This window comes from Actinocorallia aurea (assembly GCF_054783995.1).
In genome coordinates this window covers 127,463-152,942 of the sequence record NZ_BAAGPQ010000015.1, presented here as the reverse complement: position 1 = coordinate 152,942, position 25,480 = coordinate 127,463, and the positions used below count along the sequence as shown (strand labels likewise).

The 25,480-nt window shown below is 71.6% G+C and carries 24 protein-coding genes; 13 read left to right on the top strand and 11 right to left on the bottom strand.

Translation table 11 applies throughout. From position 1 onward, the window contains the following. The first annotated feature begins 185 nt into the window (after positions 1-185). The 5 genes from ACYVOM_RS20395 (at position 186) to ACYVOM_RS20375 (ending at position 5,661) form a co-directional block, all read left to right on the top strand. Entirely contained in the window at positions 186-995 is an 810-nt protein-coding gene (locus ACYVOM_RS20395) for an IclR family transcriptional regulator (protein WP_460305012.1), read from the top strand. Between the two features lie 47 nt (positions 996-1,042). Then, positions 1,043-2,239, top strand: coding sequence for a CaiB/BaiF CoA transferase family protein (locus ACYVOM_RS20390; protein WP_460305011.1), 1,197 nt, complete (start codon positions 1,043-1,045; stop codon positions 2,237-2,239). A gap of 45 nt (positions 2,240-2,284) precedes the next feature. Beyond that, complete coding sequence (locus ACYVOM_RS20385) at positions 2,285-3,754, top strand: dihydroorotase (protein WP_460305010.1); 1,470 nt, start codon at positions 2,285-2,287, stop codon at positions 3,752-3,754. Positions 3,755-3,952: 198 nt separating this feature from the next. Further along, positions 3,953-5,005: a sensor histidine kinase gene (locus ACYVOM_RS20380; protein WP_460305009.1), complete on the top strand. Its 1,053-nt coding sequence runs from the start codon at positions 3,953-3,955 to the stop codon at positions 5,003-5,005. Further along, positions 5,002-5,661 carry a response regulator transcription factor gene (locus ACYVOM_RS20375; protein ID WP_460305008.1) on the top strand — a complete coding sequence of 220 codons (660 nt, stop codon included), beginning with the start codon at positions 5,002-5,004 and terminating at the stop codon, positions 5,659-5,661. The genes ACYVOM_RS20380 and ACYVOM_RS20375 overlap by 4 nt, the downstream gene beginning before the upstream one ends. A gap of 2 nt (positions 5,662-5,663) precedes the next feature. Here the strand turns inward: ACYVOM_RS20375 and ACYVOM_RS20370 are convergent, their stop codons facing one another. Further along, positions 5,664-6,539, bottom strand: coding sequence for a LysR family transcriptional regulator (locus tag ACYVOM_RS20370; RefSeq protein WP_460305007.1), 876 nt, complete (start codon positions 6,537-6,539; stop codon positions 5,664-5,666). Positions 6,540-6,637: 98 nt separating this feature from the next. On the opposite strand from ACYVOM_RS20370, the gene ACYVOM_RS20365 reads away from it, so the two are divergent. Both ACYVOM_RS20365 and ACYVOM_RS20360 read left to right on the top strand, forming a co-directional pair. Beyond that, a complete protein-coding gene (locus ACYVOM_RS20365) occupies positions 6,638-7,018 on the top strand; it encodes a YybH family protein (protein WP_460305006.1) in 381 nt (126 codons plus the stop codon). Positions 7,019-7,366: 348 nt separating this feature from the next. Beyond that, positions 7,367-7,678: a DUF4333 domain-containing protein gene (locus ACYVOM_RS20360; RefSeq protein ID WP_460305005.1), complete on the top strand. Its 312-nt coding sequence runs from the start codon at positions 7,367-7,369 to the stop codon at positions 7,676-7,678. A gap of 384 nt (positions 7,679-8,062) precedes the next feature. Here the strand turns inward: ACYVOM_RS20360 and ACYVOM_RS20355 are convergent, their stop codons facing one another. Next, a complete protein-coding gene (locus tag ACYVOM_RS20355) occupies positions 8,063-9,031 on the bottom strand; it encodes an aldo/keto reductase (RefSeq protein WP_460305004.1) in 969 nt (322 codons plus the stop codon). A 35-nt stretch (positions 9,032-9,066) separates the two neighbouring features. After that, a complete protein-coding gene (bluB, locus tag ACYVOM_RS20350; protein ID WP_460305003.1) occupies positions 9,067-10,836 on the bottom strand; it encodes a 5,6-dimethylbenzimidazole synthase in 1,770 nt (589 codons plus the stop codon). Between the two features lie 56 nt (positions 10,837-10,892). On the opposite strand from bluB, the gene ACYVOM_RS20345 reads away from it, so the two are divergent. Continuing rightward, positions 10,893-12,245 carry an NAD(P)/FAD-dependent oxidoreductase gene (locus ACYVOM_RS20345; RefSeq protein ID WP_460305002.1) on the top strand — a complete coding sequence of 451 codons (1,353 nt, stop codon included), beginning with the start codon at positions 10,893-10,895 and terminating at the stop codon, positions 12,243-12,245. Here the strand turns inward: ACYVOM_RS20345 and pgm are convergent. Both pgm and ACYVOM_RS20335 read right to left on the bottom strand, forming a co-directional pair. Further along, positions 12,203-13,828, bottom strand: a complete 1,626-nt coding sequence (gene pgm / locus ACYVOM_RS20340) for a phosphoglucomutase (alpha-D-glucose-1,6-bisphosphate-dependent) (RefSeq protein ID WP_460305001.1) — start codon at positions 13,826-13,828, stop codon at positions 12,203-12,205. The two genes, ACYVOM_RS20345 and pgm, sit on opposite strands and share 43 nt — an antisense overlap. Positions 13,829-13,837: 9 nt before the next feature. After that, positions 13,838-14,653 (bottom strand): Fpg/Nei family DNA glycosylase, encoded by an 816-nt coding sequence (locus ACYVOM_RS20335; RefSeq protein WP_460305000.1) that lies wholly within the window; start codon positions 14,651-14,653, stop codon positions 13,838-13,840. A gap of 61 nt (positions 14,654-14,714) precedes the next feature. On the opposite strand from ACYVOM_RS20335, the gene ACYVOM_RS20330 reads away from it, so the two are divergent. Beyond that, complete coding sequence (locus tag ACYVOM_RS20330) at positions 14,715-15,311, top strand: TetR family transcriptional regulator (protein ID WP_460304999.1); 597 nt, start codon at positions 14,715-14,717, stop codon at positions 15,309-15,311. Here ACYVOM_RS20330 and ACYVOM_RS20325 read toward each other — a convergent pair. From ACYVOM_RS20325 to ACYVOM_RS20310, 4 genes are all read right to left on the bottom strand, one after another. Next, entirely contained in the window at positions 15,308-15,958 is a 651-nt protein-coding gene (locus tag ACYVOM_RS20325; RefSeq protein WP_460304998.1) for a class F sortase, read from the bottom strand. The genes ACYVOM_RS20330 and ACYVOM_RS20325 overlap by 4 nt on opposite strands. Next, a complete protein-coding gene (locus ACYVOM_RS20320; RefSeq protein ID WP_460304997.1) occupies positions 15,951-16,484 on the bottom strand; it encodes a hypothetical protein in 534 nt (177 codons plus the stop codon). The genes ACYVOM_RS20325 and ACYVOM_RS20320 overlap by 8 nt, the downstream gene beginning before the upstream one ends. A gap of 111 nt (positions 16,485-16,595) precedes the next feature. After that, the gene (locus ACYVOM_RS20315) at positions 16,596-17,234 is read right to left on the bottom strand and encodes a carboxymuconolactone decarboxylase family protein (protein WP_460304996.1); all 639 of its coding nucleotides are present in this window, start codon (positions 17,232-17,234) and stop codon (positions 16,596-16,598) included. A 31-nt stretch (positions 17,235-17,265) separates the two neighbouring features. Beyond that, positions 17,266-17,823, bottom strand: a complete 558-nt coding sequence (locus ACYVOM_RS20310) for a VOC family protein (protein ID WP_460304995.1) — start codon at positions 17,821-17,823, stop codon at positions 17,266-17,268. 272 nt (positions 17,824-18,095) lie between these two features. Between ACYVOM_RS20310 and ACYVOM_RS20305 the strand changes: the two genes are divergently transcribed. Both ACYVOM_RS20305 and thyX read left to right on the top strand, forming a co-directional pair. Continuing rightward, on the top strand, positions 18,096-20,300 hold the full coding sequence (locus ACYVOM_RS20305) for an anthranilate synthase component I (protein WP_460304994.1): 2,205 nt from the start codon (positions 18,096-18,098) through the stop codon (positions 20,298-20,300). A 146-nt stretch (positions 20,301-20,446) separates the two neighbouring features. Continuing rightward, positions 20,447-21,244 carry an FAD-dependent thymidylate synthase gene (gene thyX, locus ACYVOM_RS20300; RefSeq protein WP_460304993.1) on the top strand — a complete coding sequence of 266 codons (798 nt, stop codon included), beginning with the start codon at positions 20,447-20,449 and terminating at the stop codon, positions 21,242-21,244. A 67-nt stretch (positions 21,245-21,311) separates the two neighbouring features. Here the strand turns inward: thyX and ACYVOM_RS20295 are convergent, their stop codons facing one another. Further along, positions 21,312-21,710 carry a hypothetical protein gene (locus ACYVOM_RS20295; protein ID WP_460304992.1) on the bottom strand — a complete coding sequence of 133 codons (399 nt, stop codon included), beginning with the start codon at positions 21,708-21,710 and terminating at the stop codon, positions 21,312-21,314. 282 nt (positions 21,711-21,992) lie between these two features. Between ACYVOM_RS20295 and ACYVOM_RS20290 the strand changes: the two genes are divergently transcribed. Beyond that, positions 21,993-22,739 (top strand): helix-turn-helix domain-containing protein, encoded by a 747-nt coding sequence (locus ACYVOM_RS20290; protein WP_460304991.1) that lies wholly within the window; start codon positions 21,993-21,995, stop codon positions 22,737-22,739. 42 nt (positions 22,740-22,781) lie between these two features. Continuing rightward, entirely contained in the window at positions 22,782-23,840 is a 1,059-nt protein-coding gene (locus ACYVOM_RS20285) for an MBL fold metallo-hydrolase (protein WP_460304990.1), read from the top strand. Here the strand turns inward: ACYVOM_RS20285 and ACYVOM_RS20280 are convergent. Beyond that, on the bottom strand, positions 23,827-25,005 hold the full coding sequence (locus ACYVOM_RS20280) for a globin domain-containing protein (protein ID WP_460304989.1): 1,179 nt from the start codon (positions 25,003-25,005) through the stop codon (positions 23,827-23,829). The genes ACYVOM_RS20285 and ACYVOM_RS20280 overlap by 14 nt on opposite strands. Positions 25,006-25,480: the final 475 nt, after the last annotated feature.

The following is a 25,480-nucleotide window of genomic DNA, read 5'->3' as shown; positions in this document are numbered from 1 at the left end:
CTCCGTCCGCCCCTGGTCGTCCGCGGGCGTACGCCCCGCGGACCCGTCCGCGCGGCGTGGCAACGCCATGGTCACGATTGAGCCGGTCGGCAAGGGAACTTGACTTGACGGAGGGCCTGCCTTGACCATGTGACGACGTCTGTTGTTTCGCTCTGCGGATCAGCGTTTCCCATTGAGAGGCCCGTATGGATATCCTCGACCTCCCGCAGGAACTGGCGGAAGGGCAGGGGCCGCCGAGATCGGGCATCGCCCGGGTGCTCGCGGTGATGCGCACCATCGCCGACGCGGCGCAGCCCCAGGGCGTGTCGGGGATCGCCAGGGAAACGGGCCTGTCCAAGGCGGTCGCGTACCGGATCCTGCGGGAGCTCGTGGGCGGCGACTTCCTGCGCTTCGACGAGGACACCAAGGTCTACCGGCTGGGCCCCGGCGCCCTCGACATCGGGCTCGCCGCCCTGCGCGAGCTCGACGTCCCGGCCGTCGCCCACCGGCATCTGGTCGCGCTCAGCAACCGCGCGGGGGAGACCGCGACGCTCTCGCTGCGCCAAGGCTGGTCCCGGGTCTATGTCGACCAGGTCCTCGCCGAGCACGAGATCCGCATGGCCGTCGCGCTCGGCACCCGCCACGCGCTGCACGCCGGGTCCTCCTCGAAGGCGATCCTCGCCGCGCTGCCCGACACCGAGGTGGCCGACTACATCGAGCACCACAGGCTCGACGGCGTCACCGACGCCACGATCACCTCGGCGGAGCCGCTGCGGGCGGAGATCGGCAGGATCCGCGCCCTCGGCTACGCCACGAGCGAGGGGGAGCGGCAGTCCGGGGCGGCGAGCGTCGCCGCGGCGGTGTTCGGCGCGATGGGGCAGGTGGTCGGCTCGGTCTCGCTGTGCGGCCCCCGCGACATGTTCGCCCGGCGCAGCACGGAGCAGCTCGCCGCCTGGGTCACCGTGGCCGCCGCCGAGGTCTCGGCCGACCTGGGCCACCGGGGACCGCGCGGATGACCGCCGAGTCGCAGACCCCCAAGGGAACGAAAGAACCGGGAGAACCCATGCAGGACGGACCCCTCACTGGACTGCGCGTCCTGGACGTCTCGACGATCCTCGCCGGGCCGCTCTGCGCCCAGATCCTGGGCGACTTCGGCGCGGACGTGCTCAAGATCGAGCACGCGGTGAAGGTCGACGGGATGCGCGGCCACGGCAAGTCGAAGGACGGCCATGCCCTGTGGTGGAAGGAGGTCGCGCGCAACAAGCGCACGATCGGCCTGACCCTTTCCGAGCCGGAGGGCGCGGAGATCCTGCTGCGCCTCGTCGAGACCGCCGACGTGCTCGTCGAGAACTTCCGGCCCGGCACGTTCGAGCGCTGGGGCCTCGGCCCCGAGCGGCTGCACGAGGTGAATCCGCGCCTGGTGATGGTGCGTGTCACGGGGTTCGGCCAGACCGGCCCGTACGCGGCCCGCGCGGGCTTCGGCACCCTCGCCGAGGCGATGAGCGGCTTCGCCCACCTGACCGGCGCCCCCGAGGGCCCGCCGACCCTCCCGGCGTTCGGCCTCGCCGACTCCGTGTGCGGCATCGCGGCGTCGTCCGCGGTGACGATGGCGCTGTACCACCGCGAGCGGACGGGCCGGGGCCAGGTCATCGACATGAGCCTGCTGGAGCCGCTGATGACGGCGGTCGGTCCCTCGCCGACGGTCTACCAGCAGCTCGGCGTGGTGGAGACCCGGCACGGCAACCGCTCCACCAACAACGCGCCCCGCAACACCTACCAGACCTCCGACGGGCACTGGCTGGCCATCTCCACCAGCGCCCAGGCCATCGCCGAGCGGGTGATGCGCCTCGTCGGCAGGCCGGACCTCATCGAGGAGCCCTGGTTCGCCGACGGGCGGGGCAGGGTCGAGCACGTCGAGTTGCTGGACGAGCTGGTCGGCGGCTGGATCGCCGCGCGCACCCGGGACGAGGCGGTCGCGGCGTTCACCGAGGCGGGCGCGGCAGTGGCCCCCGTCTACACCGCCCGGGACCTCGCCGAGGACCCGCACGTGCGGGAGACCGGGATGCTCACCGAGATCGACGACGCCGACCTCGGGCCGCTCCTCCAGCACAACGTGATGTGGCGGATGTCGGAGACGCCGGGCCGGATCAGGTTCACCGGCCGCGCGCACGGCGCCGACACCGACGCCGTCCTGACGGGCGAGCTGGGCCTGTCCGCCGGCGAGGTGGCCGACCTGCGCGAACGAAAGATCGTGACGTGACCGGGCACGACCGCCCGTCCTTCGCATAACCGATAGGAGTGGAAATTGAGTGAGTTCGAGCTTGTAGTGAAGAACGTCGCGGTCGTCCGGCATGACCAGGACGAGCCGCTCGCAGCCGATATCGCGGTACGCGACGGGAAGATCGTCCGGGTGGCCCCGGGCATCGACGCCGCGGGAGCCGAGCGCGTCGTGGACGGCGGCGGCAAGCTGGCGTTCCCCGGCGTGGTCGACGCCCACCAGCACTGGGGCATCTACAACCCCCTGGCCGACGACACCGTCACCGAGTCCCGGGCCAGCGCGCAAGGCGGCGTGACGACAGCGCTGACGTACATGCGCACGGGCCAGTACTACCTGAACAAGGGTGGACCCTACGCCGAGTTCTTCCCCGAGGTGCTGGCCGCCTCCGAAGGCCGCGCGCACGTCGACTACGCCTTCCACCTCGCGCCGATGAGCAAGCAGCACATCACGGAGATCCCGGACCTCGTCGAGAGGTTCGGCGTCACCTCCTTCAAGATCTTCATGTTCTACGGCTCGCACGGCCTGCACGGCCGCTCGTCCGACCAGTCCAGCTTCCTCATGACGCCCGAGGGCGAGCGCTACGACTACGCGCACTTCGAGTTCGTCATGCGCGGCATCCAGGCCGCGCGCGAGAAGTTCCCGCACCTGGCCGACGAGATCTCGCTGTCCCTGCACTGCGAGACCGCCGAGATCATGAGCGCCTACACCAAGATGGTCGAGGAGGACGGCTCGCTGAGCGGCCTGGCCGCCTACAGCGCCTCGCGTCCGCAGCACTCCGAGGGCCTCGCCGTCTCCATCGCGTCCTACCTGGCGCACGAGACGGGCCTGCCGACGATCAACCTGCTGCACCTTTCCGGCTTCAAGGCCGTCGACGCCGCGGTCCGGATGTCCAAGGCCTTCCCGCACATCGACTTCCGCCGCGAGGTCACCGTCGGCCACCTGCTCGCCGACATCGAGACCGCCTCCGGCATCGGCGGCAAGGTGAACCCGCCGCTGCGCGGCCGCGACGACGTCGAGGCGCTGTGGTCCTTCATCGCCGACGGCACGATCGACTGGGTCGTCTCCGACCACGCCTGCTGCCGCGACGAGGCCAAGTTCGGCAGCGACCGCGACGACGTGTTCCTCGCCAAGTCCGGCTTCGGCGGCGCCGAGTACCTCCTGCCCGGCATGGTGTCCGAGGGCCGCAAGCGCGGGATCCCGCTCGGCCGGATCGCGGCCCTCACCTCCTACAACCCGGCCGCCCGCTACGGCCTGCGCGGCAAGGGCGTCCTCGCCGAGGGCTACGACGCCGACATCGCCCTGGTCGACCCGAACAGCACCTGGACGGTCCGGGCCGAGGACTCCGAGTCCACCCAGGAGTACACCCCGTTCGAGGGCTTCGAGCTGGGCGCGAAGGTCACCGACGCGTTCCTGCGCGGCGAGCGGATCCTCGACGGCGGCAAGGTCGTCGGCGAGCCCTCCGGCAGGTTCCTGGCCCGCCCGTACGGCCGGCACTGACCGCGACCGGGGACGCCCCGCGCCGGAGGCGTCCCCGGCCGCCTATGGCCTCCAGGCGTACGTCTCGCGGACGATGCCGACGGGGCGGGCCGTCATTACGATCGAGCCATGGGAGATACAGGGCGAGACTTGCCGAATGTGCGAAAGGCAGCAGCTCTGTCGGCGCTGCTCTCGGTCTGTGCTGTCCTATACCCTCCCGTGCTCTTCTTCTCCGTCGTGGCGGGACGGCAGGGTTTCGGGCTCGTCGAGGTGCTGCCCGCCTCGGCGCTCACGCTCGCGGTGCTCGCGTTGGTCCGGCGGGTGCCGCTGTTCGCGCTCGCGTCGCTGCTCACGGCCTGGACCGCGGCCTCGCTGGAGATGCCCAAGCCGGAGATCGCGCTGCTCTACGCGGTCTTCGTGGACGGGGCCGTGGCCGCCATCGCGCTCACCCGGCCGCGCTGGATGTCGCTCATCGCGCTGGGCGCGGCCGTCATCGTCCAGCTCGGATGCGTGCTCGTCGCCGCCGAGGCGGGGCCGGTGCTGACGCTGCTCCTCGCGGTCGCCGCACTCGCGGTGCCGCTCGCCTGGCTCGTCGGGGCCTCGGCACGGCAGAGCCGGATCCACGCGCGGGAGCTCGCCGAGCGCACCGCGGCCGAGGCCGTCGCCGCCGAGCGGCTGCGCATCGCCCGCGACCTGCATGACATGGTCGCGCACAGCATCGGCGTCATCGCCATCCAGGCCGGCGTGGGCGGGCGCGTCATCGACACCCAGCCCGCCGAGGCGCGCAACGCGCTGAGCGCCATCGAGGAGAGCAGCCGGGAGACCCTCGCCGGGCTGCGGAAGATGCTGGGCGCGCTGCGCCGGGCCGACGCCGTCGACGCGCTCGCCCCCGGCCTCGCCGGGCTCGACCGGCTCGTGCGGGCCACCGGCGACGCGGGCGTCCACGTGGACGTCCGGTGGACGGGCGAGCTGCGCCCCCTGCCCGCCGAGGTGGACCTCGCCGCGTTCCGGATCGTCCAGGAGTCCGTCACGAACGTGGTCCGGCACGCCCGTACCGAGGAGTGCCGGGTCTCGCTCGGCTACGGCGCGGACGAACTCGTCGTGGAGATCGCCGACGACGGGGCGGGGCCGTCCGGGACGCCCGTCGGCTACGGCCTGATCGGGATGCGGGAGCGGGTCGGACTGCTCGGCGGCAGCCTGAGCACGGGGCCGGGCCGGGCGGGCGGCTTCCGGGTCGAGGCGCGGCTGCCGCTGGAAGGCGCGCTGCGATGATCCGCGTGCTGCTCGCCGACGACCAGCCGCTCGTGCGCGCGGGCCTGCGCGTGCTGTTCGCCGACACCCCCGACCTCGAACTCGTCGGGGAGGCCGCGACGGGCGGGCAGGCGATCGACCTCGCCCGGCGCGAGCGGCCCGACGTCGTCCTCATGGACATCCGCATGCCCGGCACCGACGGGATCGGCGCGACCGCGGCGATCACCGCGGAGCTGCCGGGCGTCCGCGTCCTCATGCTCACCACGTTCGACGACGACGAGTACGTGTACGGCGCGCTGCGCGCCGGGGCGAGCGGCTTCCTCGTCAAGGACATGCCGCTGGAGGAGATCCTCGGCGCAGTCCGGATCGTGGCGGGCGGCGACGCGCTCCTCGCTCCCGGCGTCACCAGGCGGCTCCTCGCCGAGTTCGCGGCCCGGCCCGACGGCGCTCCGCGCCGCACCGCGCCCCTCCCGGCGTCGGTCACCGAGCGGGAGGGCGAGGTGCTCGCGCTGGTCGCCCGGGGCCTGTCGAACGCCGAGATCGCCGAGTCCCTCGTCATCAGCCCCGCCACGGCCAAGGCCCATGTGGCCCGGCTCCTGGCCAAACTCGACGCCCGCGACCGCGTCCACCTCGTCATCCACGCCTACGAGACGGGGCTGATCACCCCGTCGCCCTGACCTCAGACGCCGAAGCGGGCACGGGCGTGGGTGAGGAAGGCGCGGGTAGCGGGGGAGGGGCCGGGCCGCCAGACGAAGGCCAGGAGGGCGGGGGCGGAGAGGTCGGAGATGGCGAGGGCGGTAAGGCGGCCCCGGTAGGCGTCGGCCATGGACGGGGTGAGGATGGCCGTTCCGAGTCCTCGGACGCAGAGATCGGCGATCGCGTCCGCCGCCGAGGCCGTCAGGGCGACGTGAGGGGTGAGGTCCCGCTCGGCGCAGGCGAGGTCGAAGACCGTACGCAGCCCCGTACCGGGCGGCATACAGACGACGGGGCCCGTGCACACCTCGGCGAGGGTCGCCTCCGCCTGGCCCGCCAGCCGATGGCCCGGCGGGACGAGCGCGGCGAGCGGCTCGCTGATCAGCGTCAGCGACTCCAGGCCCTCGGGAAGCGCCGCGGTGCCCAGCAGCGCGACGTCCAGGGCGCCGGCGCGGACGCCGTCGGCCAGCCGGTCGGAGGCGTCCTCCAGCAGGGAGACCTCGACTCCAGGGTGGCCCGCGTTCAGGTCGGCCAAGGCCGCGAACAGGGGCGTGATCGTGCAGCCGATGACCATGCCGACGGTGAGGCTTCCCCGGACCAGCCCGCGCACGTCGTCGACGGCCCGGGTGACGTCCCCGGCGGCGTTCAGGGCGGCCCGCGCGGGCTCCAGGGCCGCCTTGCCCGCCGGGGTGAGCGCGACGGACCGCGACGTCCGGTCGAACAGCTCCGCGCCGAGCTCCCGCTCCAGCCGCCGGATCTGCGCGCTCACGCCGGACTGGCTGATCCGCAGCCGCTGCGCCGCGCGCGTGAAGTTCCGCTCTTCGGCTACGGCCACGAAGTAGGCGAGCTGATGCAGTTCCATAATCTCTGATTCTAGCTTCCAGAAGAACAATCTGTTGGACTTCTAGTGCTGGGCGGCGGCACCCTGGAAGGGAAGAACCGAGAAAGAGGAGGCCCGTGATGAACGAGGACAAGTACGCCCGGTACGAGAAGGCGCAGCGCCCGGAGGACCTCACCCGCCTGTTCGTCGAGCGCTCCAACGCGGGCGACGCCGACGGGGTGGCCGCCCTCTACGCCGAAGACGCGGTGATGGCCTTCCCGCCCGGCTCCCAGACGGTCGGCCGGGAGGCCATCCGCGCACTGTGGGCGAAGGTGCTGGAGGCCAGGCCGCACTTCACCCCCGAGCCGCCGCTCCCCACCCTGGTCAGCGGCGATCTCGCGCTCACCTCCACCCCGCCGTCCGACGGTTCGGGCGCGCGCGCCCAGGTGGCCCGCCGCCAGCCCGACGGCACCTGGCTCCGCGTCCTGGACCAGCCGGAGTTCCGCAGTCCCACCGCCTGACCCGCGTCCGCCCGGCCGGTGTCCCGGCGCGGCCCCGGCGGCGTCCTCCCGCCGCGGGACACCCGCCCTGCGGCGCGGGGCCTGAGCACCCGATGGGACCCGCCCCTCTGGACGGGGGCTCCACGGGACGCCCGTCACTTCCCCTCGGGTGGAGGCGCGCCCCGGCCACCGAGTACGGAGCGCGGGCGAACTTTCCGGCCGCGCCCGGCGCTCGGCGGGCCCTGCGAAGCCCCGCACGGCCACCTCGAAGGAACAGGACGCCGCCCCGTGCCGAACGGGACGCTCGGGAGGAGACCCTCGGAGAGCACCCACAAGGGCGCATCTCACGACAAGACCAGGGGAACTCCCATGCGCACCGTCCTGAAGTCCGTCGTCCTCGGCGGCCTCGCCGCGGCGGCCCTCACCGCCTGCTCCTTCTCCGCCACCACCGCGAAGGCCGACGAGGCCTCCGTCGAGCAGCAGATCTCCGCGCAGCTCGCCCCGCAGCTCGGCGGCACCCCGCAGGCCGTCGACTGCCCCGGCGACCTCACCGGCACCCTCGGCGCCACCCTGTCCTGCACCCTCACCACCGCCGAAGGCATGGACCGGCCCGTCATCGTCACCGTCACCTCCACCGACGACGGCGTCATCGACTTCTCCATCGAAGCCCCGGCCGTCTGACGGCATGGGCGCCCGGAACCGCGGGCGGCCCATGCTGGGCCGCCCGCGACGACGTCAGACGGGCTGGAGGGAGGGGTGGTCGTCGTAGACGGCGACGGCAACCTCGTCGAACACGGCCCCACCTCCGCTTGAAACCGGACTTACTACGTAAAGGCCGCGCCTCGGGCTACCTGGATGTTTCATGGATCAGCCGACCGGCGTTTCGGAGCAGGCGGCCTTTTCGGCCTGTCGCTTGCCGTGGACGCACACCGGCCACGGCTCGTACTGCGGGACCTCAGGGTTTCTCGATGATGCGCGCCGGCTGGGGGCCGTTGGGCCCGTTCACCTTCGGCAGGGGGCGTTGCGCGCGCCGGCGGGGCGGTGGCCGACGCGCGCGGGGGCGCGTCAGTAGCGGGAGCCCGTGACCTGGTCGGCGAGGGTGTTGAGGCGGGAGAGGTCGTCTTCGGTGAGGGTGAGGTCGGCGGCGGCGGCGTTCTGCTCCAGGTAGGTGGGGCGCTTGGTGCCGGGGATGGGGACGATGTCGGGGCCTTGGGCGTGGACCCAGGCGAGGGCCACCTGGCCGGGCAGGACGCCGCGGGCGGCGGCGATCTCGCGGACGACGGCGACGAGGGCCTGGTTGGCGTCGACGGCCTCGGGGGTGAAGCGGGGGTTGGAGGCGCGCATGTCGCCGGAGGAGAAGTCGGCGCTGGTGACGGTGCCGGTGAGGAACCCGCGGCCCAGCGGGGAGAAGGGGACGAGGCCGACGCCGAGGCGGCGCATCGCCGGGAGGATCTCGGCCTCGAGGCCGCGGGTCCACAGGGAGTACTCGCTCTGGACCGCGGTGATCGGGTGGACGGCGTGGGCGCGTTCCAACTGGTCGGCGGACACTTCGGACAGGCCGAGGTACCGCACCTTGCCTTCGGCGACGAGTTCGGCCATCGCCCCGACGGTGTCCTCGATCGGGGTGTTCGGGTCGACCCGGTGCAGGTAGTACAGGTCGATCCGGTCGGTGCCGAGCCGCTTCAGCGAGTCCTCGCAGGCCTGCTTGACGTACTCGGGGGAGGCGCCGAGGTCGAACCGCATCCCGTTGACGACGATGCCCTTGATGCCGCACTTGGTGGCGACGACGGCTTCGTCGCGGCGGCCGCGCAGGGCGTAGCCGAGGAGCTTCTCGTTGGCGCCGAACCCGTAGATGCCTCCGACGCCGTAGACGTCGGAGGTGTCGAAGAAGGTGACGCCGAGCTCGAAGGCCCTGTCGATGGTGGCGAGCGACACCGTGTCGTCGGCGACACCGTAGGACTGGCTCATGCCCATGCAGCCGAGTCCCTGCGCGGAGACCTTCAGACCTTGTGAGCCCAGATCGACGGTACGCATGGTCGTCCCTTCAGAAAAGATCGTTTCGGAGAACTCTAGAGGTTCGGCATGGTTCGCGCCGTTTCGGCGCGCGTGCGCAGTGCGGCGAGCAGCAGGCCCGCCGCGAGGCAGCCGCCGACGCCTTCGCCCGCCCGCAGCCGCAGGTCCAGGAGGGGTTCGAGGCCGAGGGCGCGCAGGACGAGCGGGTGCCCTTGTTCGCGGCTGCGCTGCCCGGCGACGAGGTGGGCGGCGACGCCGGGCATCATCCGGACGGCGGTGAGGGCGGCGACGGAGGTGGCGAGCCCGTCGAGGACGACGGCGGCGCCGCGGGAGGCCGCGCCGAGGACGACGCCGGTGAGGACGGCGAACTCGCCGCCGCCGAGCGCGGTGAGCAGTTCCAGCGGGCTGCGGTCGAGGTCGCCGACCCGGGCGAGGGCGGCGGCGACCACCGCGCGCTTGCGCTCCACCATCTCGGCGTCGGATCCGGCGCCGAGTCCGACGGTCTCGGCGGCGGGCAGGCCGAGCAGGGCGGAGGCGAGGGCGGCGGCGGGCGTGGTGTTCCCGATGCCGGCTTCGCCGAGGACGACGAGTCCGCCTTCCGCGGCCTGTTCTCCGGCGACCCTTCCGGCTTCGAGGAGGAGGCGGGCTGCGACGTCGGTGAGGGCGTCGGTCCGCACGAGGTCGCCGCGCGGCCCGCCGGTCTCGACGGCGTCGGAGAGCCTCCGGTCGAGGTCGGTCCCGCCGCTCGCCGGGCCGAGGACGCCGGCGTCGAGGGCGAGCACGCCGAGTCCGGCGGCCCTCGCGGCGGACGCGCCCTGGGAGACGCCTTCGCGGGTGGCGTCGAGGATCTGCCGGGTGACCGAGGCAGGGAAGGCCGAGACGCCGTGCCGGGTGACGGGGTGGTCGGCGGCGGCCAGGACGAGGGTTCCGCCGGTGAGCCCGTCGGGCCGGACGGCGAGGACGCGGTCGAGGGCCGCGTCGAGGACGCCGAGGGAGCCGGGGACGGCGAGGAGGTCGTCGGCGCGGTCGCGGGCGGCGACGACGGCGGCGGGCGGGGGCGCGGCGAGGTGGTTCGGCGGGGGCGCGGTGTCGGAGGCGGGCCAGCGGTCGGTGAAGACGACCTCGTCGAGGGGCGCGCGCCGGGACCAGCCGCGGCGTTCCAGGCCGGGGGAGGGCGGGAGTTCGTCGGGCCAGCCGAGGCAGAGCCAGCCGAGGGTGGTGACGCCTTCGGGCAGGCCGAGGAGTGCGCCGAGTTCGTCGGGCTGGAAGAGGGTGACCCAGCCGAGGCCGAGGCCTTCGGCGCGGGCGGCGAGCCAGAGGTTCTGGATGGCGCAGGCGCAGGACCACAGGTCGGCGTCGGGGAAGGTGGCGCGGCCGAGGACGCCGGCGGCGGGGGTGCGCCGGTCGCAGGCGACGACGACGCCGAGGGGCGCGGCCCTGATGCCTTCGAGGCTGAGGTCGCGCAGGCGCCGTCCGCGTTCCTCGCCGAGGAGGTCGGCCTGGGCGAGTTTCTCGCGTTCGGCCATGAGGGCCGCGGTGTCGCGGAGGGCGGGGTCGCGGACGACGAGGAACCGCCAGGGCTGGCTGTGCCCTACGGACGGGGCGGTGTGGGCTGCGGCGAGGACCCGCCGAAGGGTCTCCTCCGGGACGGGGTCGGGCCGGAAGCGCCGGATGTCGCGCCGTGCCGCGGTGACGGCGTAGAACGCCTCGCGGGCCGCGGGGTCGAAGGCCCAGGCGGCGGGGTCGGCCGCCCGCTCGACCGCCGCGGAAGTATCCCCAATGAGGGGTATAGGGCGGTTCCAGGTCTTCTGATCCGAACGTGACATGCATCCGAAGATATGCCTGTCTGTTTCCTTATCGCCCCACTGGGCACGGGACCCGTATGACGAGGAAGCGCATTCTGATCGTCGGCGGTGGCTACGTCGGCCTGTACACCGCGCTCAGACTCCAGCGGAAGCTGCGCGGCCCGCTGAGGCGCGGTGAGGTCGAGATCACCGTCGTCGACCCGCAGGGATATATGACCTACCAGCCCTTCCTGCCGGAGGCCGCCGCGGGCAACCTCGAACCGCGGCACGTGATCGTCCCGCTCCGCAGGGTCCTGCGGCAGTGCAAGATCATCAACGGGCACGTGATGTCCATCGACCACGCCCGCAAGTCCGCCACGGTGGAGATCACCGCGGGCGAGGCCTGGAACATCGACTACGACCTCCTGGTCCTCGCGGTGGGCTCGATCTCCCGGACCCTGCCGATCCCCGGCCTGGCCGAGCACGGCATCGGATTCAAGACCATCGAGGAGTCCATCCAGCTCCGCAACCAGGTGCTCGGCCTGCTCGACCGGGCCGCCTCGACCCGGGACGAGGAGGAGTGCCGCCGCTGCCTCACCTTCGTGTTCGTCGGAGGCGGGTTCGCGGGAGTCGAGGCGCTCGCCGAACTCCAGGACATGGCGCACGACTACCTGAAGTGGCTGCCGCACCTCAAGGCACGCCCCCGCTGGGTGCTGGTCGAGGCCACCGACCACATCCTGCCCGAGGTGGGCCCGGAGCTCGGCGTCTACACCGTCGAGCAGCTGCGCCGCCAGGAGATCGAGGTGCTGCTGAACACGCGCCTGAACTCGGTGGTCGGCGGCCGGGTCGAACTGTCCGACGGCCAGGTCTTCGAGGCCGCGACACTGGTGTGGACCGCAGGCGTCAAACCACACCCCCTGATCGCGGCGACCGACCTGCCCAAGGACGAGAAGGGCAGGCTGAAGGCGACCACGACCCTCACCGTAGAAGGCCACCCCGACGCCTTCACCGCCGGAGACAACGCCGCGGTGCCCGACCTCACCACCGAGGGCGCGTTCACCGCCCCCAACGCCCAGCACGCCGTGCGGCAGGCGAAGGTCCTCGCCGACAACGTCGTGGCGACGCTGCGCGGCGGACGGCTGACGCCCTACAAGCACGCCTACGTCGGCTCGGTCGCCAGCCTCGGCCTGTACCGGGGCGTCGCGCAGCTCTACGGGGTGAAGGTGCGGGGACTGCCCGCTTGGTTCATCCACCGCACCTACCACCTGACCCGGCTGCCGACCTTCAACCGCAAGGCTCGCGTCCTGTCCGACTGGACGCTGGCGCTGCTGTTCCGGCGGCAGTTCGTCGCCCTCGGCGCGATGCGCGACCCCTACCGGGAGTTCGACATCGCGACCGGGCGCCGCGATCAGCCGAGAGCCGCCGACACCAAGGCGCGCGCCTCCTCCTGAACCCGGGCCAGATGCTCGGCGCCGTGGAAGGACTCGGCGTAGATCTTGTAGACGTCCTCGGTGCCCGAGGGGCGGGCGGCGAACCAGGCGTTCTCCGTCTGCACCTTCAGGCCGCCGATCGGGGCGCCGTTGCCGGGCGCGGCGGTGAGCACCGCGGTGATGGGCTCGCCGGCCAGCTCGGTGGCGGTGACCTGGTCGGGGGAGAGCTTGGCGAGGACCGCCTTCTCCTCCCGGGTCGCCGGGGCGTCGACGCGCGCGTAGGAGGGGTCGCCGTACTTGCCCGTCAGCTCCCGGTACAGGGCGCTCGGGCTCTGGCCGGTGACGGCGAGGATCTCCGAGGCGAGCAGGGCGAGGATGATGCCGTCCTTGTCGGTGGTCCACACCGAGCCGTCGCGGCGCAGGAACGACGCGCCCGCGCTCTCCTCGCCGCCGAAGCCGAGCGAGCCGTCGAGCAGGCCGGGGACGAACCACTTGAACCCGACGGGCACCTCCACCAGGCGGCGGCCCAGCCCGGCGGCCACCCGGTCGATCATGCTGCTGCTCACCAGGGTCTTGCCGATCCCGGCCTCGCCCGGCCACTGCGGACGGTGCGCGTACAGGTAGGAGATCGCGGCGGCCAGGTAGTGGTTGGGGTTCATCAGGCCGCCGTCGGGCGTGACGATGCCGTGCCGGTCGGAGTCGGCGTCGTTGCCGGTGGCGATGTCGAAGGCGTCCTTGTTCCCGATGAGGGAGGCCATGGCGTAGGGGGAGGAGCAGTCCATGCGGATCTTGCCGTCCCAGTCGAGCGTCATGAACCGCCAGGTCGGGTCCGTTGCCGGGTTGACGACGGTGAGGTCGAGGCGGTGGACGTCGGCGATGGCGTCCCAGTACTTGACGCTCGCACCGCCCAGCGGATCGGCCCCGATCCGCACCCCCGCGCGCCTGATCGCCTCGATGTCGACGACCGAGGGCAGGTCCGCCACGTAGGTGCCGAGGTAGTCGTAGGCCTCGGCGGTGCCGATCGCCTGCTGGAACGGGGTCCGCTTGACGCCCGCGAGCCCGCCCTCGATCAGGGCGTTCGCCCGGTCCTGGATCCAGGAGGTGGCGTCGGTGTCGGCGGGGCCGCCGTTCGGCGGGTTGTACTTGAATCCGCCGTCGCGCGGCGGGTTGTGCGACGGGGTCACCACGATCCCGTCGGCCAGGTGCGAGGTCCGGCCCTTGTTGAACGTCAGGATCGCGTGCGAGACCGCCGGAGTGGGCGTGTAGCCGTTCTGGTAGCGCACGGTGACGTCGTTGCCCGCGCACACCTCCAGCGCGCTCACCCACGCCGGGTCCGACAGCGCGTGCGTGTCCGCCCCCAGGTACAGCGGCCCGTCCGTGCCCTGCGCGGCCCGGTACTCGCAGATCGCCTGCGTCGTCGCCAGGATGTGCGCCTCGTTGAACGCCGAGTCCAGCGCCGACCCGCGGTGCCCCGACGTGCCGAAGGAGACCCTCTGCCCCGCCTGCGACGGATCGGGCTTCAGCGCGTAATAGGCCGTCACCAGCCACGCGACATCGACGAGATCCCCGGCTTGGGCCACCTTGCCCGCACGCTCGTTCACCATGAACTGATCTTAAAGGGCCGCCTGGCAGCGCGGGCACCAGAACAGGTTGCGGGACTGGACGGACTCGGTGCGGATCTCGGTGCCGCAGACGTGGCAGGGCAGGCCCGCGCGGCGGTAGACGTAGACCTCGCCGCCGTGGGCGTCCTCGCGCGGGGGGCGGCCCATCGCGTCGGGCATGTGCTCGGGGCGGACGGTGTCGATGCGGCCGCCGGCGACGCCGTCGGCCATGAGCACGACCAGGTCGTCCCAGAGGGCCTTCCACTGGACGTCGGTGAGGGCCCGGCCGGGGAGCCTCGGATCGAGGTTGTGCCGGAAGAGGACCTCGGCGCGGTAGATGTTGCCGACGCCGGAGATCACCTTCTGGTCCATGAGCAGCGTCGCGATCGGCTGGCCGCTGCGCGCGATCATCGCGCGGGCCTTCTCGGGGTCGGTGTCGGCGGCCGGCCGCAGCGGGTCGGGGCCGAGGCGGGCGTGCAGGAGGTCCTTCTCGGCCGGGGTGAGCAGCTCGCAGACGGTCGGGCCGCGCAGGTCGGCGTAGTTCGCGCCGTTCGCCAGGCGCAGCCGGATCTGCCCGACGGGCGCGGGCACGGGCGGCACGCCCCAGGCGACCTTCCCGTACAGGCCCAGGTGGACGTGCAGCCACCCGGCGGGGAACTCGACGAACAGGTGCTTGCCGTGCGCCTCGGCCCCCTCGGGGGTCTGGCCGTCGATGCGGGCGGCCCCGTCGGCGAAGCGGCCTTGGGGGCTCTGCGCCGCGACGGGACGGCCGCCGAAGGCCGCTCCGTAACGCCGTGCGAGCCGGTGGATGACATGACCTTCGGGCACGCGCCGACGATACCCGGAGCCGGATGGCGGCGGGGACCAACCGCCCCGTAACGTACGTCGCGTGAGCGCCTCGCCCAGCAGACGGGACCCGGACCGCCGCCGCGCCCTGCTGGAGGCCGCGGACACGGTGATCCTGCGCGAGGGCCCCGAGGCGTCGATGGCGGCGATCGCGGCGGAGGCGGGCGTCAGCAAACCGATCCTCTACCGCCACTTCGGCGACAAGTCGGGCCTCTACCAGACCCTCGCCGAGCGGCACAGCCGCGTCCTCATCGAGGCGATCCGCGCCGCGATGCTGCGGGATGCCGGGATGCGCGAGCGCGTCCACGACGGCATCGACACCTACCTGTCGATGATCTCCGCGAACCTGCACTTCTACCGCTTCCTCATGCACCGCGCCCGCGCCGAGGACACCGCCACCCACACCGTCATGTCCACCGTCATGCAGAGCCTCGGCGACGAGATCGCCGAGATCCTCCCGGTTCCCGCCGATCCGTCCGCCGCCGCCCGCGCCAAGGTCTGGGGCCACGCCATCGTCGGCATGGTCCAGAACGCCGGCGACTGGTGGCTCGCCCACCCCGACGTCCCCCGCACCACCGTCGTCACCTCCCTCACCGACCTCGTCCTCAGCGGCCTGGCCGCCCAACGCGCCGCGGTCTAGCGGGCGGCCTGGGCCTTGCGGGGCTTCTTGGCGGGGGGTTCGGCGGTGTCGATGAGGTGGGCGTAGATGATGACGTTGTCGCGGAAGTGGCCTCGGCGGTCGTCGAAGTCGCCGCCGCAGGTGACCAGGCGGAGGCCGGCGTAGGCCACGCGGCCGTAGACGCGGCGCGTGGGGAACAGGGCCTTGTGGACCTGTTCCAGGGCGTCGACCTGGAAGACCGCGGTGGTGCCGTCGGAGCGGTCGACGTAGACGCGGTCGCGGGCGCGGATCCTGTGGGCGTTGTAGAAGACGGCGCCGCCCTTGTCGTCGTCGTAGTGGCCGACGATGATCGACGAGCCGCGGGTGCCGGGCAGGACGCTGCCGTCGTACCAGGAGGCCTCGTCGGCGCGGGAGGCCGGAGGCACGGCGATGCCGCCCTCAGGGGTGTTGCCGACCTTTCCGATCTTCGCGTCGAGTTTCGCGGACGGGATGCGCAGCCTGGTCGGTGAGGCGCCGCCCATGGCTTGGCCGTCCGGGATGTCCCAGATCGCCTCAGGGCCGCCGAAGGTCCGGTATTTCGGCGGCTCCCTGTGCTCCCAGCCCTTCGCGGCGAGCGCGACGCCCGCGAGCGCGAGGACCCCGGCGAGGACGGTCGTCGGGTTAGGCACGGGCCCGGCGCGCCCGCTGCACCGCGTAGAGGGCGCCCGCCGCGCCGACCAGGCCGATCCCCGCCACGCCGAGCGCGGTCGGCCCTCCGTCGAGTGAGCCGCCGAAGCCCGTCTCGGGGCCCTGCCCGGAGCACTTGCCGTGCCACTGGCCCCATTCGTCCTGGTAGCAGCGGTCGTCGTCGCCGCTGGACTTGGCCCGCTTGATCGTCACCGCGCCCTCGATCTTGCGCTGGGAAGGCGCGCAGGTCAGCGTGATCATGTGGGTCTCGAAGGACGCGTCCTGCGAGATCGCCACCGCGACGTTCGCCTCGCCCTGCGCGACGGTCGTGTCGACCGTGTCGAACGCCGACGAGGCCACCGTGGCCTGGCCGTCGGTCTCCCGGCAGTTGTCGCCGGTCGAGATGCCGACGGTCTGGCCGCGCTTGGCGTTGCTCGGATTCACCTCAAGGCCTCCGTCGGCCACGGCGGGCGCCGCCGAGAGCAGCACGAACCCGCCGACCATCGAACCGAGCACAGCGCCGCGCATCGACCCACCCCCGTGATCTCGAACAGACGAGAAGGGTCATTCCCGGTGACTCTCCGTGAATGACCCTCGCGCGGTGTGTCTTTGCCCGAGCTTTAGGTTCCGCCCGAAGGGTCAGCCTCCGGCGATGTCGTCGGCGATGTCGCGGCTGCCGTAGCCCTCGGGCGCCGCGACCTCGGTGATCGGGTCGTCGCGGTCGTCGAACTCCAGGCGCAGCGCCTTCGTCATCGTCGCGTGCATCTCGTACAGGGCCGTCGTGTAGGTGAGCTCCAGGATCTGCTCGTCCGGCAGATGCCTCTTCAAGACGGCGAAGACGTCGTCGTGCACTCGGCCGCCGCCCAGCACGAGCGCGTCGGTGTAGGCGAGGACGGCCCGCTCCAGCTCGTCGAACTGGTCGCTGACCTCCCACGCCGCCACGGCGGCGATCTTCGCCTCGGGGACGCCGAGGGCCCGCATCTGCTTGCAGTGCTGGGAGAAGACGAACTGGCTGCCGCGGCTCCACCCGGCGCGGGTCTGGCCCAGCTCGCGCAGCACCGGGTCGAGCTTGACGCCCCGGTACACCTGGAAGCCCTGCACGCAGTGCTTGAAGATCGCGTGGTCGAGCGCGAAGACCGTCCACCAGGTGCCGGGCGTGCCCGTGGCGGTGCCCGGTCCGTCGACGGGGTCGACGCCCTCGCCGAACAGGCGGTCGTAGAAGAAATGGACGAGCTTGTCGTCGGTCTCTTCGCGGTGGACCTGGCGCAGTCTCGGCAACGTGAATCCTCTCGGAAGCGGGGTGGGGAGGTCAGACGGTGCGGTCTTCGGCGGTCTTCGGCTCGTGCCGGACGTCGCTGGGCTTGTCCAGTGCGCGGGTCCAGCCCGCGAACTCGACGAGGATGCCGTCGGGGTCCTTGAAGTACAGGGACCTGACGAACACGTCCTCGGTCCAGGAGCCGGCGACGCCGAACTCGCTGTCGTCGTGGTTGAGGATGAGGCCCACGTCGACGCCCTTGGCGACGAGCTTGTCGCGGTACTCCTCGATCTTCTCCGGCGCGACGTCGAAGGCGACGTGGTTCATCGAGGCGACCGCCGACAGCAGTTCGCCCCGGTCGGGCACGGTGATCGGGTTGGTGATGCCGGGGACGGCGTCGGGGGCGTCGCGGAACCAGAAGAACGCCAGGGCGTTGCCGCCGCCGACGTCGAAGAAGAAGTGCTGGCCCCAGCCGTTCGGCAGCTCGATCGTCTTGATCAGCGGCATGCCGAGCACGCCCTGGTAGAAGTCGACCGTCCGTTTCATGTCGCTGCACACGAGTGCCAGGTGGTTGACCCCGCGCAGCTCGAACTCGGTGTTGATCCTGTCCAAGGCCGTGTCCTTCCCGTGGGTAAGCGACCGCTTTCCGCTATGTTCCCAGTAATCCGGGCGCGACAGAACCCCTGTTGGACACGGCGTTCACTTTGAGTTCGCCGCCGCCGCTCCGGTACGCTTGCCCTCATCATGCGAACCGGACCGAACACCCAGTGGTGGTGGCGCTGCTGAGGCGGCGCCGGTTCAGCGTGTTCTGACCACAGCGACCGCCCCTCTGGGCGGTCGCTTCCTGTCTCCGCCCCGAGTCGTCGGACCAAAAGGAGACCAGGGTGGACAGCAAGAGCACGGAACGCCGGGGCGAAGGCAACACCGTCGCGCGGTACAAGACCCGCGGCGGCATCGGCGTGATCAGGACCGGCGTGCCCGTCGCCGCCGAAAGCGAGGCGCACCTCCTCGCCCAGCTCGTCACCGCCGTGGAGCAGCGCCGCGGCGGCGTGCTCAGCTCCGGCATGGAGTACCCCGGCCGCTACAGCCGCTGGGCCATGGGCTACGTCGACCCCGCGCTCGAACTCGTCGCCCGCGGCCGCAACCTCACCGTCCGGGCCCTCAACGCGCGCGGCGAGGTGCTGCTGCCGCTCGTCGCCGACGCCGTCCGCGCCACCGGCGAGGTCGCCGCCGACGAGGCGGGACTCCTGGAGATCTTCGTGCCGCAGAGCCAGGAGGTGTTCACCGAGGAGGAGCGCAGCCGCCAGCCCACGGTCTTCACCGCCCTGCGCGCCGTCGTCGACCTCTTCAAGCCCGCGGACGACGCCGACGCCGACTCCCACCTCGGCCTCTACGGCGCCTTCGGCTACGACCTGTCCTTCCAGTTCGAGCCGATCCGCATGGTCATCGACCGGGCGCCCGAGCAGCGCGACCTCGTCCTGCACCTCGCCGACGACATCCTCGTCATCGACCGCAAGCGCGAGTCCTACACCCGCTACTCCTACGACTTCACCACGCAGGCGGGCTCTACCGAGGGGCTCCCGCGCAGCACCGAACCCACCCCGGTGCCCGTCCCCGCCGAGGTGCCGCCGCCGCCCGTCCCCGGCCTGTACGCCGAAGTCGTGCGGAACGCCAAGGAGAAGTTCATCCGCGGCGACCTGTTCGAGGTCGTGCCCGGCCACGTCATGCACGGGCCCTGCCCGTCGCCCGCCCGGTTCTTCGACCGGCTGCGCGAGGTCAACCCCGCCCCGTACGAGTTCTTCTTCAACCTCGGCGACGGCGAGTACCTCGTCGGCGCGTCCCCGGAGATGTTCGTCCGCGTCAACGGCGACAGGGTGGAGACCTGCCCGATCTCCGGCACCATCCAGCGCGGCGCCGACCCGCTGGAGGACGCCGAGAACATCAAGACGCTCCTGTCCTCCCTCAAGGAGGAGTCCGAGCTGACCATGTGCACCGACGTCGACCGCAACGACAAGTCCCGGGTGTGCGTGCCCGGCAGCGTCAAGGTCATCGGCCGGCGGCAGATCGAGATGTACTCCAGGCTCATCCACACCGTCGACCACATCGAAGGGCGGCTCCGCCCCGGATTCGACGCCCTCGACGCGTTCCTCACCCACATGTGGGCCGTCACCGTCACCGGCGCGCCCAAGACGTGGGCCATGCAGTTCATCGAGGACCACGAGGAGACCCCGCGCCGCTGGTACGGCGGGGCCGTCGGCTTCATCGGCTTCGACGGGTCCATGAACACCGGGCTCACCCTGCGCACCGCCCAGATCCGCGACGGCGTCGCCGCGGTCCGCGCCGGAGCGACCCTCCTGTACGACTCCGACCCCGACGCCGAGGAGCGCGAGACCCTCCTCAAGGCCCGCGCGCTACTGGAGGCCCTGTCCTCGTCCCAGACGGAGCAGGCCGCGCCCGCCGTGCAGGCCGCGCCGGAGATGCCGGGAACCGGGCTGAAGGTCCTGGTCGTCGACCACCAGGACTCCTTCGTCAACACCCTCGCCGACTACTTCCGGCAGGAGGGCGCCGACGTCACCACCCTGCGGTTCGGCTTTCCCGAGCGGCTCCTCGACGAGATCGCGCCCGACCTCGTCGTCCTGTCACCCGGCCCGGGCCGCCCCGCGGACTTCGACACCGCGGGCCTCCTCAAGGCACTCGACGCCCGGAACCTGCCGTCCTTCGGCGTCTGTCTCGGCCTCCAGGCCATGGTCGAGTACGCGGGAGGAGAACTCGCCGTCCTGGACTACCCGCAGCACGGCAAGCCCGGCCACGTCAAGACCGCCGGCTTCCCCGACAGCGCCGTCCTCGCGGGGCTGCCCGAGGAGTTCACCGCGGCCCGCTACCACTCGCTGCACACCACGCCCGCCCTCCTCGGCGACAGCGGCTTCACGATCACCTCGGCCACCGCGGACGGCGTCGTCATGTCCATCGAGGACCCCGTCCGCCACCGCTGGGCCGTCCAGTTCCACCCGGAGTCGATCCTGACCGCCTCCGGCGGCAACGGCCACATGATCGTGCGCAACGTCCTACGACTCGCCAAGCAGGCCTGACTCGCTCGAAACGGCAGGAAAAGGCCCTGACCTGCGAGTATTCATCACCGACTCACAGGACGGGATAGGCTGACGGGCGCCCTGTGCTGCCTCCAGGGCGCTCGTCAGACGGGACAGAGCGACCCCGTCGCAAGGAGAGGGACTCAGTGAAGAGCGTCGAGCCGGAGGTCTTCCTCCTCGCCAAGCCGCAGCTGGACTACACCGAGGTGGCCCGCTACCTCAAGGAAGTCGGCGGCGAGGCCTGGCTGGAGCGCCTCGACCGCGGCGACCTCGACTCCCACCTGAACGACCCGCAGAACCTCGCCGAGTTCGCCGGCCGCCTGTGCTACCGCTCCTGGGAGCCCGGCCTGAACCCGAACGTCACCCGGGTCCGCACCGACCAGACCGAGTACCTCCAGAACATCCTCGCGAGCCTCCACGGCTCCGTCCTGGAGCACGTTTCGTTCAGTTTTGCCCTACATAACGTAAGTCGCGTACTTACCCATGAGCTGATTCGGCATCGGCCCGGTGTGGCGATCTCGCAGGAGTCGCTCCGTTTCGTCCGGCTCGATGAGCTGCCGTTCTGGTTCCCCGAGTGGGCTCAGGAGGACGCGGAGCTGATGGAGAAGGCGACGGCGCTGCTGGAGCAGATGGAGCAGTTCCAGGGCTGGATGGCCGAGCACTTCGACCTGGACGCCGAGGGCGTGCCCTTCAAGGAGAAGAAGCACCGCACCTCGTTCATGCGCCGCTTCGCCCCCGAGGGCGTCGCCACGGGCCTGGTGTGGACCGCGAACGTCCGCACCCTGCGCCACACCCTGGAGGCCCGCACCGCCGAAGGCGCCGAAGAGGAGATCCGCCTCCTCTTCAACAAGATCGGCGAAGTCCTCAAGGCCGAGGCCCCCGCCCTGTTCGGCGACTACGAAGTCGAGGGCGGCGCCTGGACCCCCCGCTGGCGCAAGGTCTGACCCCGGCTTTCCAGGCGGGCCCCACCGGGCCCGCCCACCCACCCTGAGCCGTCCGGAACGCCCCGCCTCAGCCCGTCCGGGCTTCGGCTGCATGCATCGCGAAGCACGCTGGGCCGCGGTACTTCCTTCGCCCGTGGGGCTGGGACGGAGGAGCTTCCTCGCGGTCATCGGTCCGAGCTTGCGGAGGATGCAGGCCGCGACGTCCTTGATGGTCGCCATGTGGTCCGCACCTCTGGCCGGTACCCGTCTGCCCAGTGTCCGTGTCGGGGATGCCGGCGGTGAGGGTGGATGCGGGTTTGCGGGCTGCTTCGACGAGGTCGAACTGCTCCAGCAGGTCGGCGGTCTTGCGCTTTCCGTCCTTGCGGGACAGGTGGTGCAGGTCGGCCATGAGCTGGAGGTTCTCCTCGCCGGTGAGGAGTTTGTCGACGGCGGAGTACTGGCCGGTGACGCCGATGGCTCCGCGCACGTCGTCGGCCTGGCGGGCCAGTCGAATCCGGCGACCCGCACCTGCCCCGCCATCGGCCGGGATGAGGTTCGGCCCGTGGCGTTTCCGACATTGCAAAAGCTACGTTGCGTTCGCTGGTGTGGCAACGTCGAAGTTGCATATTAACCGAGTAACCACAGGCCGGGGTGCGAACTTCGGTGCAATGGGCGTGTAGGCTAATGCAACAAAGAATCTCTGTGCGTTGCAATGGATTGAAGCTGAACGCTATGCTGCACGCATCGGTGGCGCAGCGAGGAGGTCCCCATGCCGGGAGGCAGGCTCAGCCAGCAGGAACGTCAGCAGATCGCCACGGGCCTGGCCGACGGCCTGCCCTACGCGGAGATCGCCAGACGGCTCGATCGGCCCACCTCGACCGTCACGCGCGAGGTGATGCGCAACGGCGGTCCCGCCGCCTACCGCGCCGATCTCGCGCATCGCGCCACGGAGCGCCGTACCCAGCGGCGGACCAAGGCCGCGCCACGGGGGGCCGGAGCCGTCTCGCTGCCTTACGGGCGCGACCCGGAGGCGCTGCGCGAGTACGAGGAGACGTTCACGACGGTCATGATGGCCTCGGGCATGCCGCAGATGATGGCGCGCGTGCTGACCTGCATCTGCGTCACGGACGAGGGCGCCCTCACCGCGTCGGAGCTGGCCCAGCGCCTCCAGGTGAGCCCCGCGTCGGTGTCCAAGGCCGTCGCGTTCCTTGACGAGCAGGGCCTTGTCCGCAGGGAGCGGGACGAGCGCCGGCGCGAGCGCTACGTCGTCGACGACGACCTCTGGTACCAGTCGATGATGGCCAGTGCGAAGGCCAACGCGCATCTCGTGGAGACGGCGCGGCAGGGCGCGGGAGTCCTCGGTCCGACCACTCCGGCGGGGATCCGCATGGAGAACGTCGCGCGCTTCCTGGACTACGTCGGCGAGAGCATGCTGCGCGCGGCGGAGCAGGCCCGCGAGATCCTGTCCACGCGGGCCGAGCCGACCTCGCCTGAAACCCCCGAGGACCCGGCGTGATACCACTGGAGCCTTAGAACTTGATTCTAGAAGGAGGCTCTGTTGGAAGTCACCGGCGTGGTGCAGAAGCAGGCCTGGCTCGACAAGGTGCTGCCCCCCGTGGAGCTCGTGCGGCCGGGCCTGTGGTCGGTTCCGGTGCCACTGCCCGACAACCCCCTGCGGTACGTCCTGGTCTACGTGCTTGAGGGGCCTTCCGGAGTCACCCTCATCGACGCGGGATGGGACACGCCCGAGGCCTGGGACGCGCTCAACGCCGGGATCAAGACCGCGGGCTACGCCATGGAGGACGTCAAGGGCGTCCTGGTCACGCACATGCACCATGACCACTGGGGGCTCGCCGCGCGCGTCCGGGAGGCCTCGGGGGCGTGGGTGGGCCTGCATCCCGAGGACGCCCGGCTGATCGAGGAGCGGCACCTGGATCCGGGCGGCATCGCGCGGGCGATGGTGCGGCAGATGGCCGAGCACGGGGTGCCCGACGACATCGCGGGCACTCTCGCGGACGCCTCGACGCGGATGCTCGCGATGGCGGGGCACGCCATGCCCGACCTGATGCTGGAGGACGGCACGGCCCCGCCCGTCGAAGGCTGGGACCTGCGCACGGTCTGGACGCCCGGCCACTCCCCGGGCCATGTCTGCTTCCATGACGTGCGCAACGGGCTGCTGATGTCCGGCGACCATGTCCTGCCGCGGATCACCCCCGCCATCGGGCTGTTCCCGCGCGCGCACGCCGACCCGCTGAGCGCGTTCTTCGCCTCCCTGGAGAAGGTGCGGGCCCTGCCCGTCGCCGAGGTGCTGCCCGCCCACGAGTACCGGTTCGCCGGGCTGGACGACCGGGTGGCCGCGCTGCTCGCCCACCACGGCGAGCGCCTCGACGAGATCACAGCGGCGCTCGCGGGCGCGGGTGAGGCGCCGACGACGTGGGAGCTCGCCCAGGAGCTCACCTGGTCGCGGCCGTGGACCGAGATCCAGCCGTTCATGCGGCGCACGGCCATGCTGGAGACGCTCGCGCACCTCATCGTGCTGGAGGGGGCGGGCCGCGTCGTGCGGTCGGCGGGCGTCGACCCGGTGCGGTGGACCGCCGCCCCCGTCAAGGCGGTGTGAGCAGCGGTCCCGCGCCGATGTAGCCCGACAGGTGGGGGCAGAACACCCTGCCCTCCATGTGCAGCGCGTCGTGGTGCACGCGCTCGCTCGGGAGCCCGAGCGCGCTGAGCCGTCCGACGGTCTCGGCGACCATCTCCGGCGGCCCGGAGACATAGGCCTCGCGTTCGCCGAAGTCGCCGATCTCGCCGAGGACGTCCGCCACGCGCCCGCGCAGCCCGTCCCAGGACGGGTCGTCGTCGACGACCGGGACGACCCGCAGCCACGGCTGCTCGGAGGCCAGCCGGAGGAGGTCCGGCAAGTCGTACAGGTCGTCTCCGCGGCGGGCGCCGACGACGAGGTGCACACGGCGTCGGCCTCCGTCGGCGGCGACCTGTTCGACCATGGCCTTGAGCGGGGCCAGGCCGGTGCCTCCCGCGACGCACAGGAGGTCACGGTCGTTGTCGCGGGCGAGGGTCATGCCGCCCATGGCCGGGCCGAGCAGGACCGAATGGCCGACCTCGGTGTCGCGGACCAGCGCGCTGCTGACCCAGCCGCCGGAGACCGCGCGGACGTGGAAGCTGACCCTGCCGTCGGCGCGCGGCGCGTTGGCGATGGAGTACTGCCGCCACATCCGCGGCCACCGCGACACCTGGAGGGTGACGTGCTGGCCCGCCTCGTAGGGCAGGGGCTGGCCCGGACGCACGGTGACGATGGCGAGGTCGGTGCCTCGCCGCTCGTGTCCGACGACCTCTCCTATCCACCAGGGCGGCGAGATCAGCGCGTCGGCCACCGCCGCACCGTGCATGATCTCGGAGGCGATTCCGTAGGCGGTGGCCCAGCTCTCCTCGACCTCGGCCGACCAGCGGTCGCCGAGGAACTTGCGGAGCGTGGCGAGCAGGGCGGCGCCGACGGCGGCGTAGTGCGCCTCCGACACGCCGAACTTGCGGTGGTCACGACCGAGCCCGCTGAGGTAGGTGCTGAGCGCGTCTGGGCTGTCGAGGCTCCACACGATCTGGGTGAGGGCGTGGAAGAGCCGGCCGCGCTGGGCGTCCATCGCGGGCGGGAAGAGCGCCCGCAGCTCGGGGTGCTCGGCGAACAGCCGTCCGTAGAAATAGGCGGCGGCCCGCGGTGAGTCCGGTTCCAGGAGTGCGAAGCTCTCTTTGACGAGCCGGGGATTCAATGACATCTGGCAATCTCGCCCCCCTTGGCAAAACTGTCAAAACTGGCAAAGTGTAAGAAAATCGACGATGGCGGCGGAGCTGGCCCTCAGTGCCGGACGCCATCCGCGTCCCCCCTTGGTCGCGGATGTCGGCACGCACGGTGCCGAAGGCCTTGCTCGGAGTGTTACACCAGGGGTGGTGAAGCTCAACCGTTTCCCGATAAGACGCCCCACTATCTACGATGGGTGATGGGGCGTGCTCAGGGGGTGATCATGGGTGGGGAGTAAATGCCCACCGGTATCCCTGCCTTATCGGAAAGAACCGGCCTTTTCGGATGGGGTATGCCGTGCTTCGCATTCCTCGCGGTATCCGCACGGCGGGATATTTCTTCTACTCCGGAAGAGCATTCTTCTACCGTGGAATCGTCCCGGTCCAACGGGGGCCGGGCAGTGTGAGAAGCGTCCCGGGGGCTGTGCACCCGCAGCGAGTTGCGGCAAGCTG

Bases quoted from the DNA above. Each gene is read 5' to 3' on its own strand.
- ACYVOM_RS20395 (WP_460305012.1), top strand. From the start codon at position 186: ATGGATATCCTCGACCTCCCGCAGGAACTGGCGGAAGGGCAGGGGCCG.
- ACYVOM_RS20390 (WP_460305011.1), top strand. From the start codon at position 1,043: ATGCAGGACGGACCCCTCACTGGACTGCGCGTCCTGGACGTCTCGACG.
- ACYVOM_RS20375 (WP_460305008.1), top strand. From the start codon at position 5,002: ATGATCCGCGTGCTGCTCGCCGACGACCAGCCGCTCGTGCGCGCGGGC.
- ACYVOM_RS20370 (WP_460305007.1), bottom strand. From the start codon at position 6,539: ATGGAACTGCATCAGCTCGCCTACTTCGTGGCCGTAGCCGAAGAGCGG.
- ACYVOM_RS20365 (WP_460305006.1), top strand. From the start codon at position 6,638: ATGAACGAGGACAAGTACGCCCGGTACGAGAAGGCGCAGCGCCCGGAG.
- ACYVOM_RS20360 (WP_460305005.1), top strand. From the start codon at position 7,367: ATGCGCACCGTCCTGAAGTCCGTCGTCCTCGGCGGCCTCGCCGCGGCG.
- ACYVOM_RS20355 (WP_460305004.1), bottom strand. From the start codon at position 9,031: ATGCGTACCGTCGATCTGGGCTCACAAGGTCTGAAGGTCTCCGCGCAG.
- bluB (WP_460305003.1), bottom strand. From the start codon at position 10,836: ATGTCACGTTCGGATCAGAAGACCTGGAACCGCCCTATACCCCTCATT.
- ACYVOM_RS20345 (WP_460305002.1), top strand. From the start codon at position 10,893: ATGACGAGGAAGCGCATTCTGATCGTCGGCGGTGGCTACGTCGGCCTG.
- pgm (WP_460305001.1), bottom strand. From the start codon at position 13,828: ATGGTGAACGAGCGTGCGGGCAAGGTGGCCCAAGCCGGGGATCTCGTC.
- ACYVOM_RS20320 (WP_460304997.1), bottom strand. From the start codon at position 16,484: ATGCGCGGCGCTGTGCTCGGTTCGATGGTCGGCGGGTTCGTGCTGCTC.
- ACYVOM_RS20290 (WP_460304991.1), top strand. From the start codon at position 21,993: ATGCCGGGAGGCAGGCTCAGCCAGCAGGAACGTCAGCAGATCGCCACG.
- ACYVOM_RS20280 (WP_460304989.1), bottom strand. From the start codon at position 25,005: ATGTCATTGAATCCCCGGCTCGTCAAAGAGAGCTTCGCACTCCTGGAA.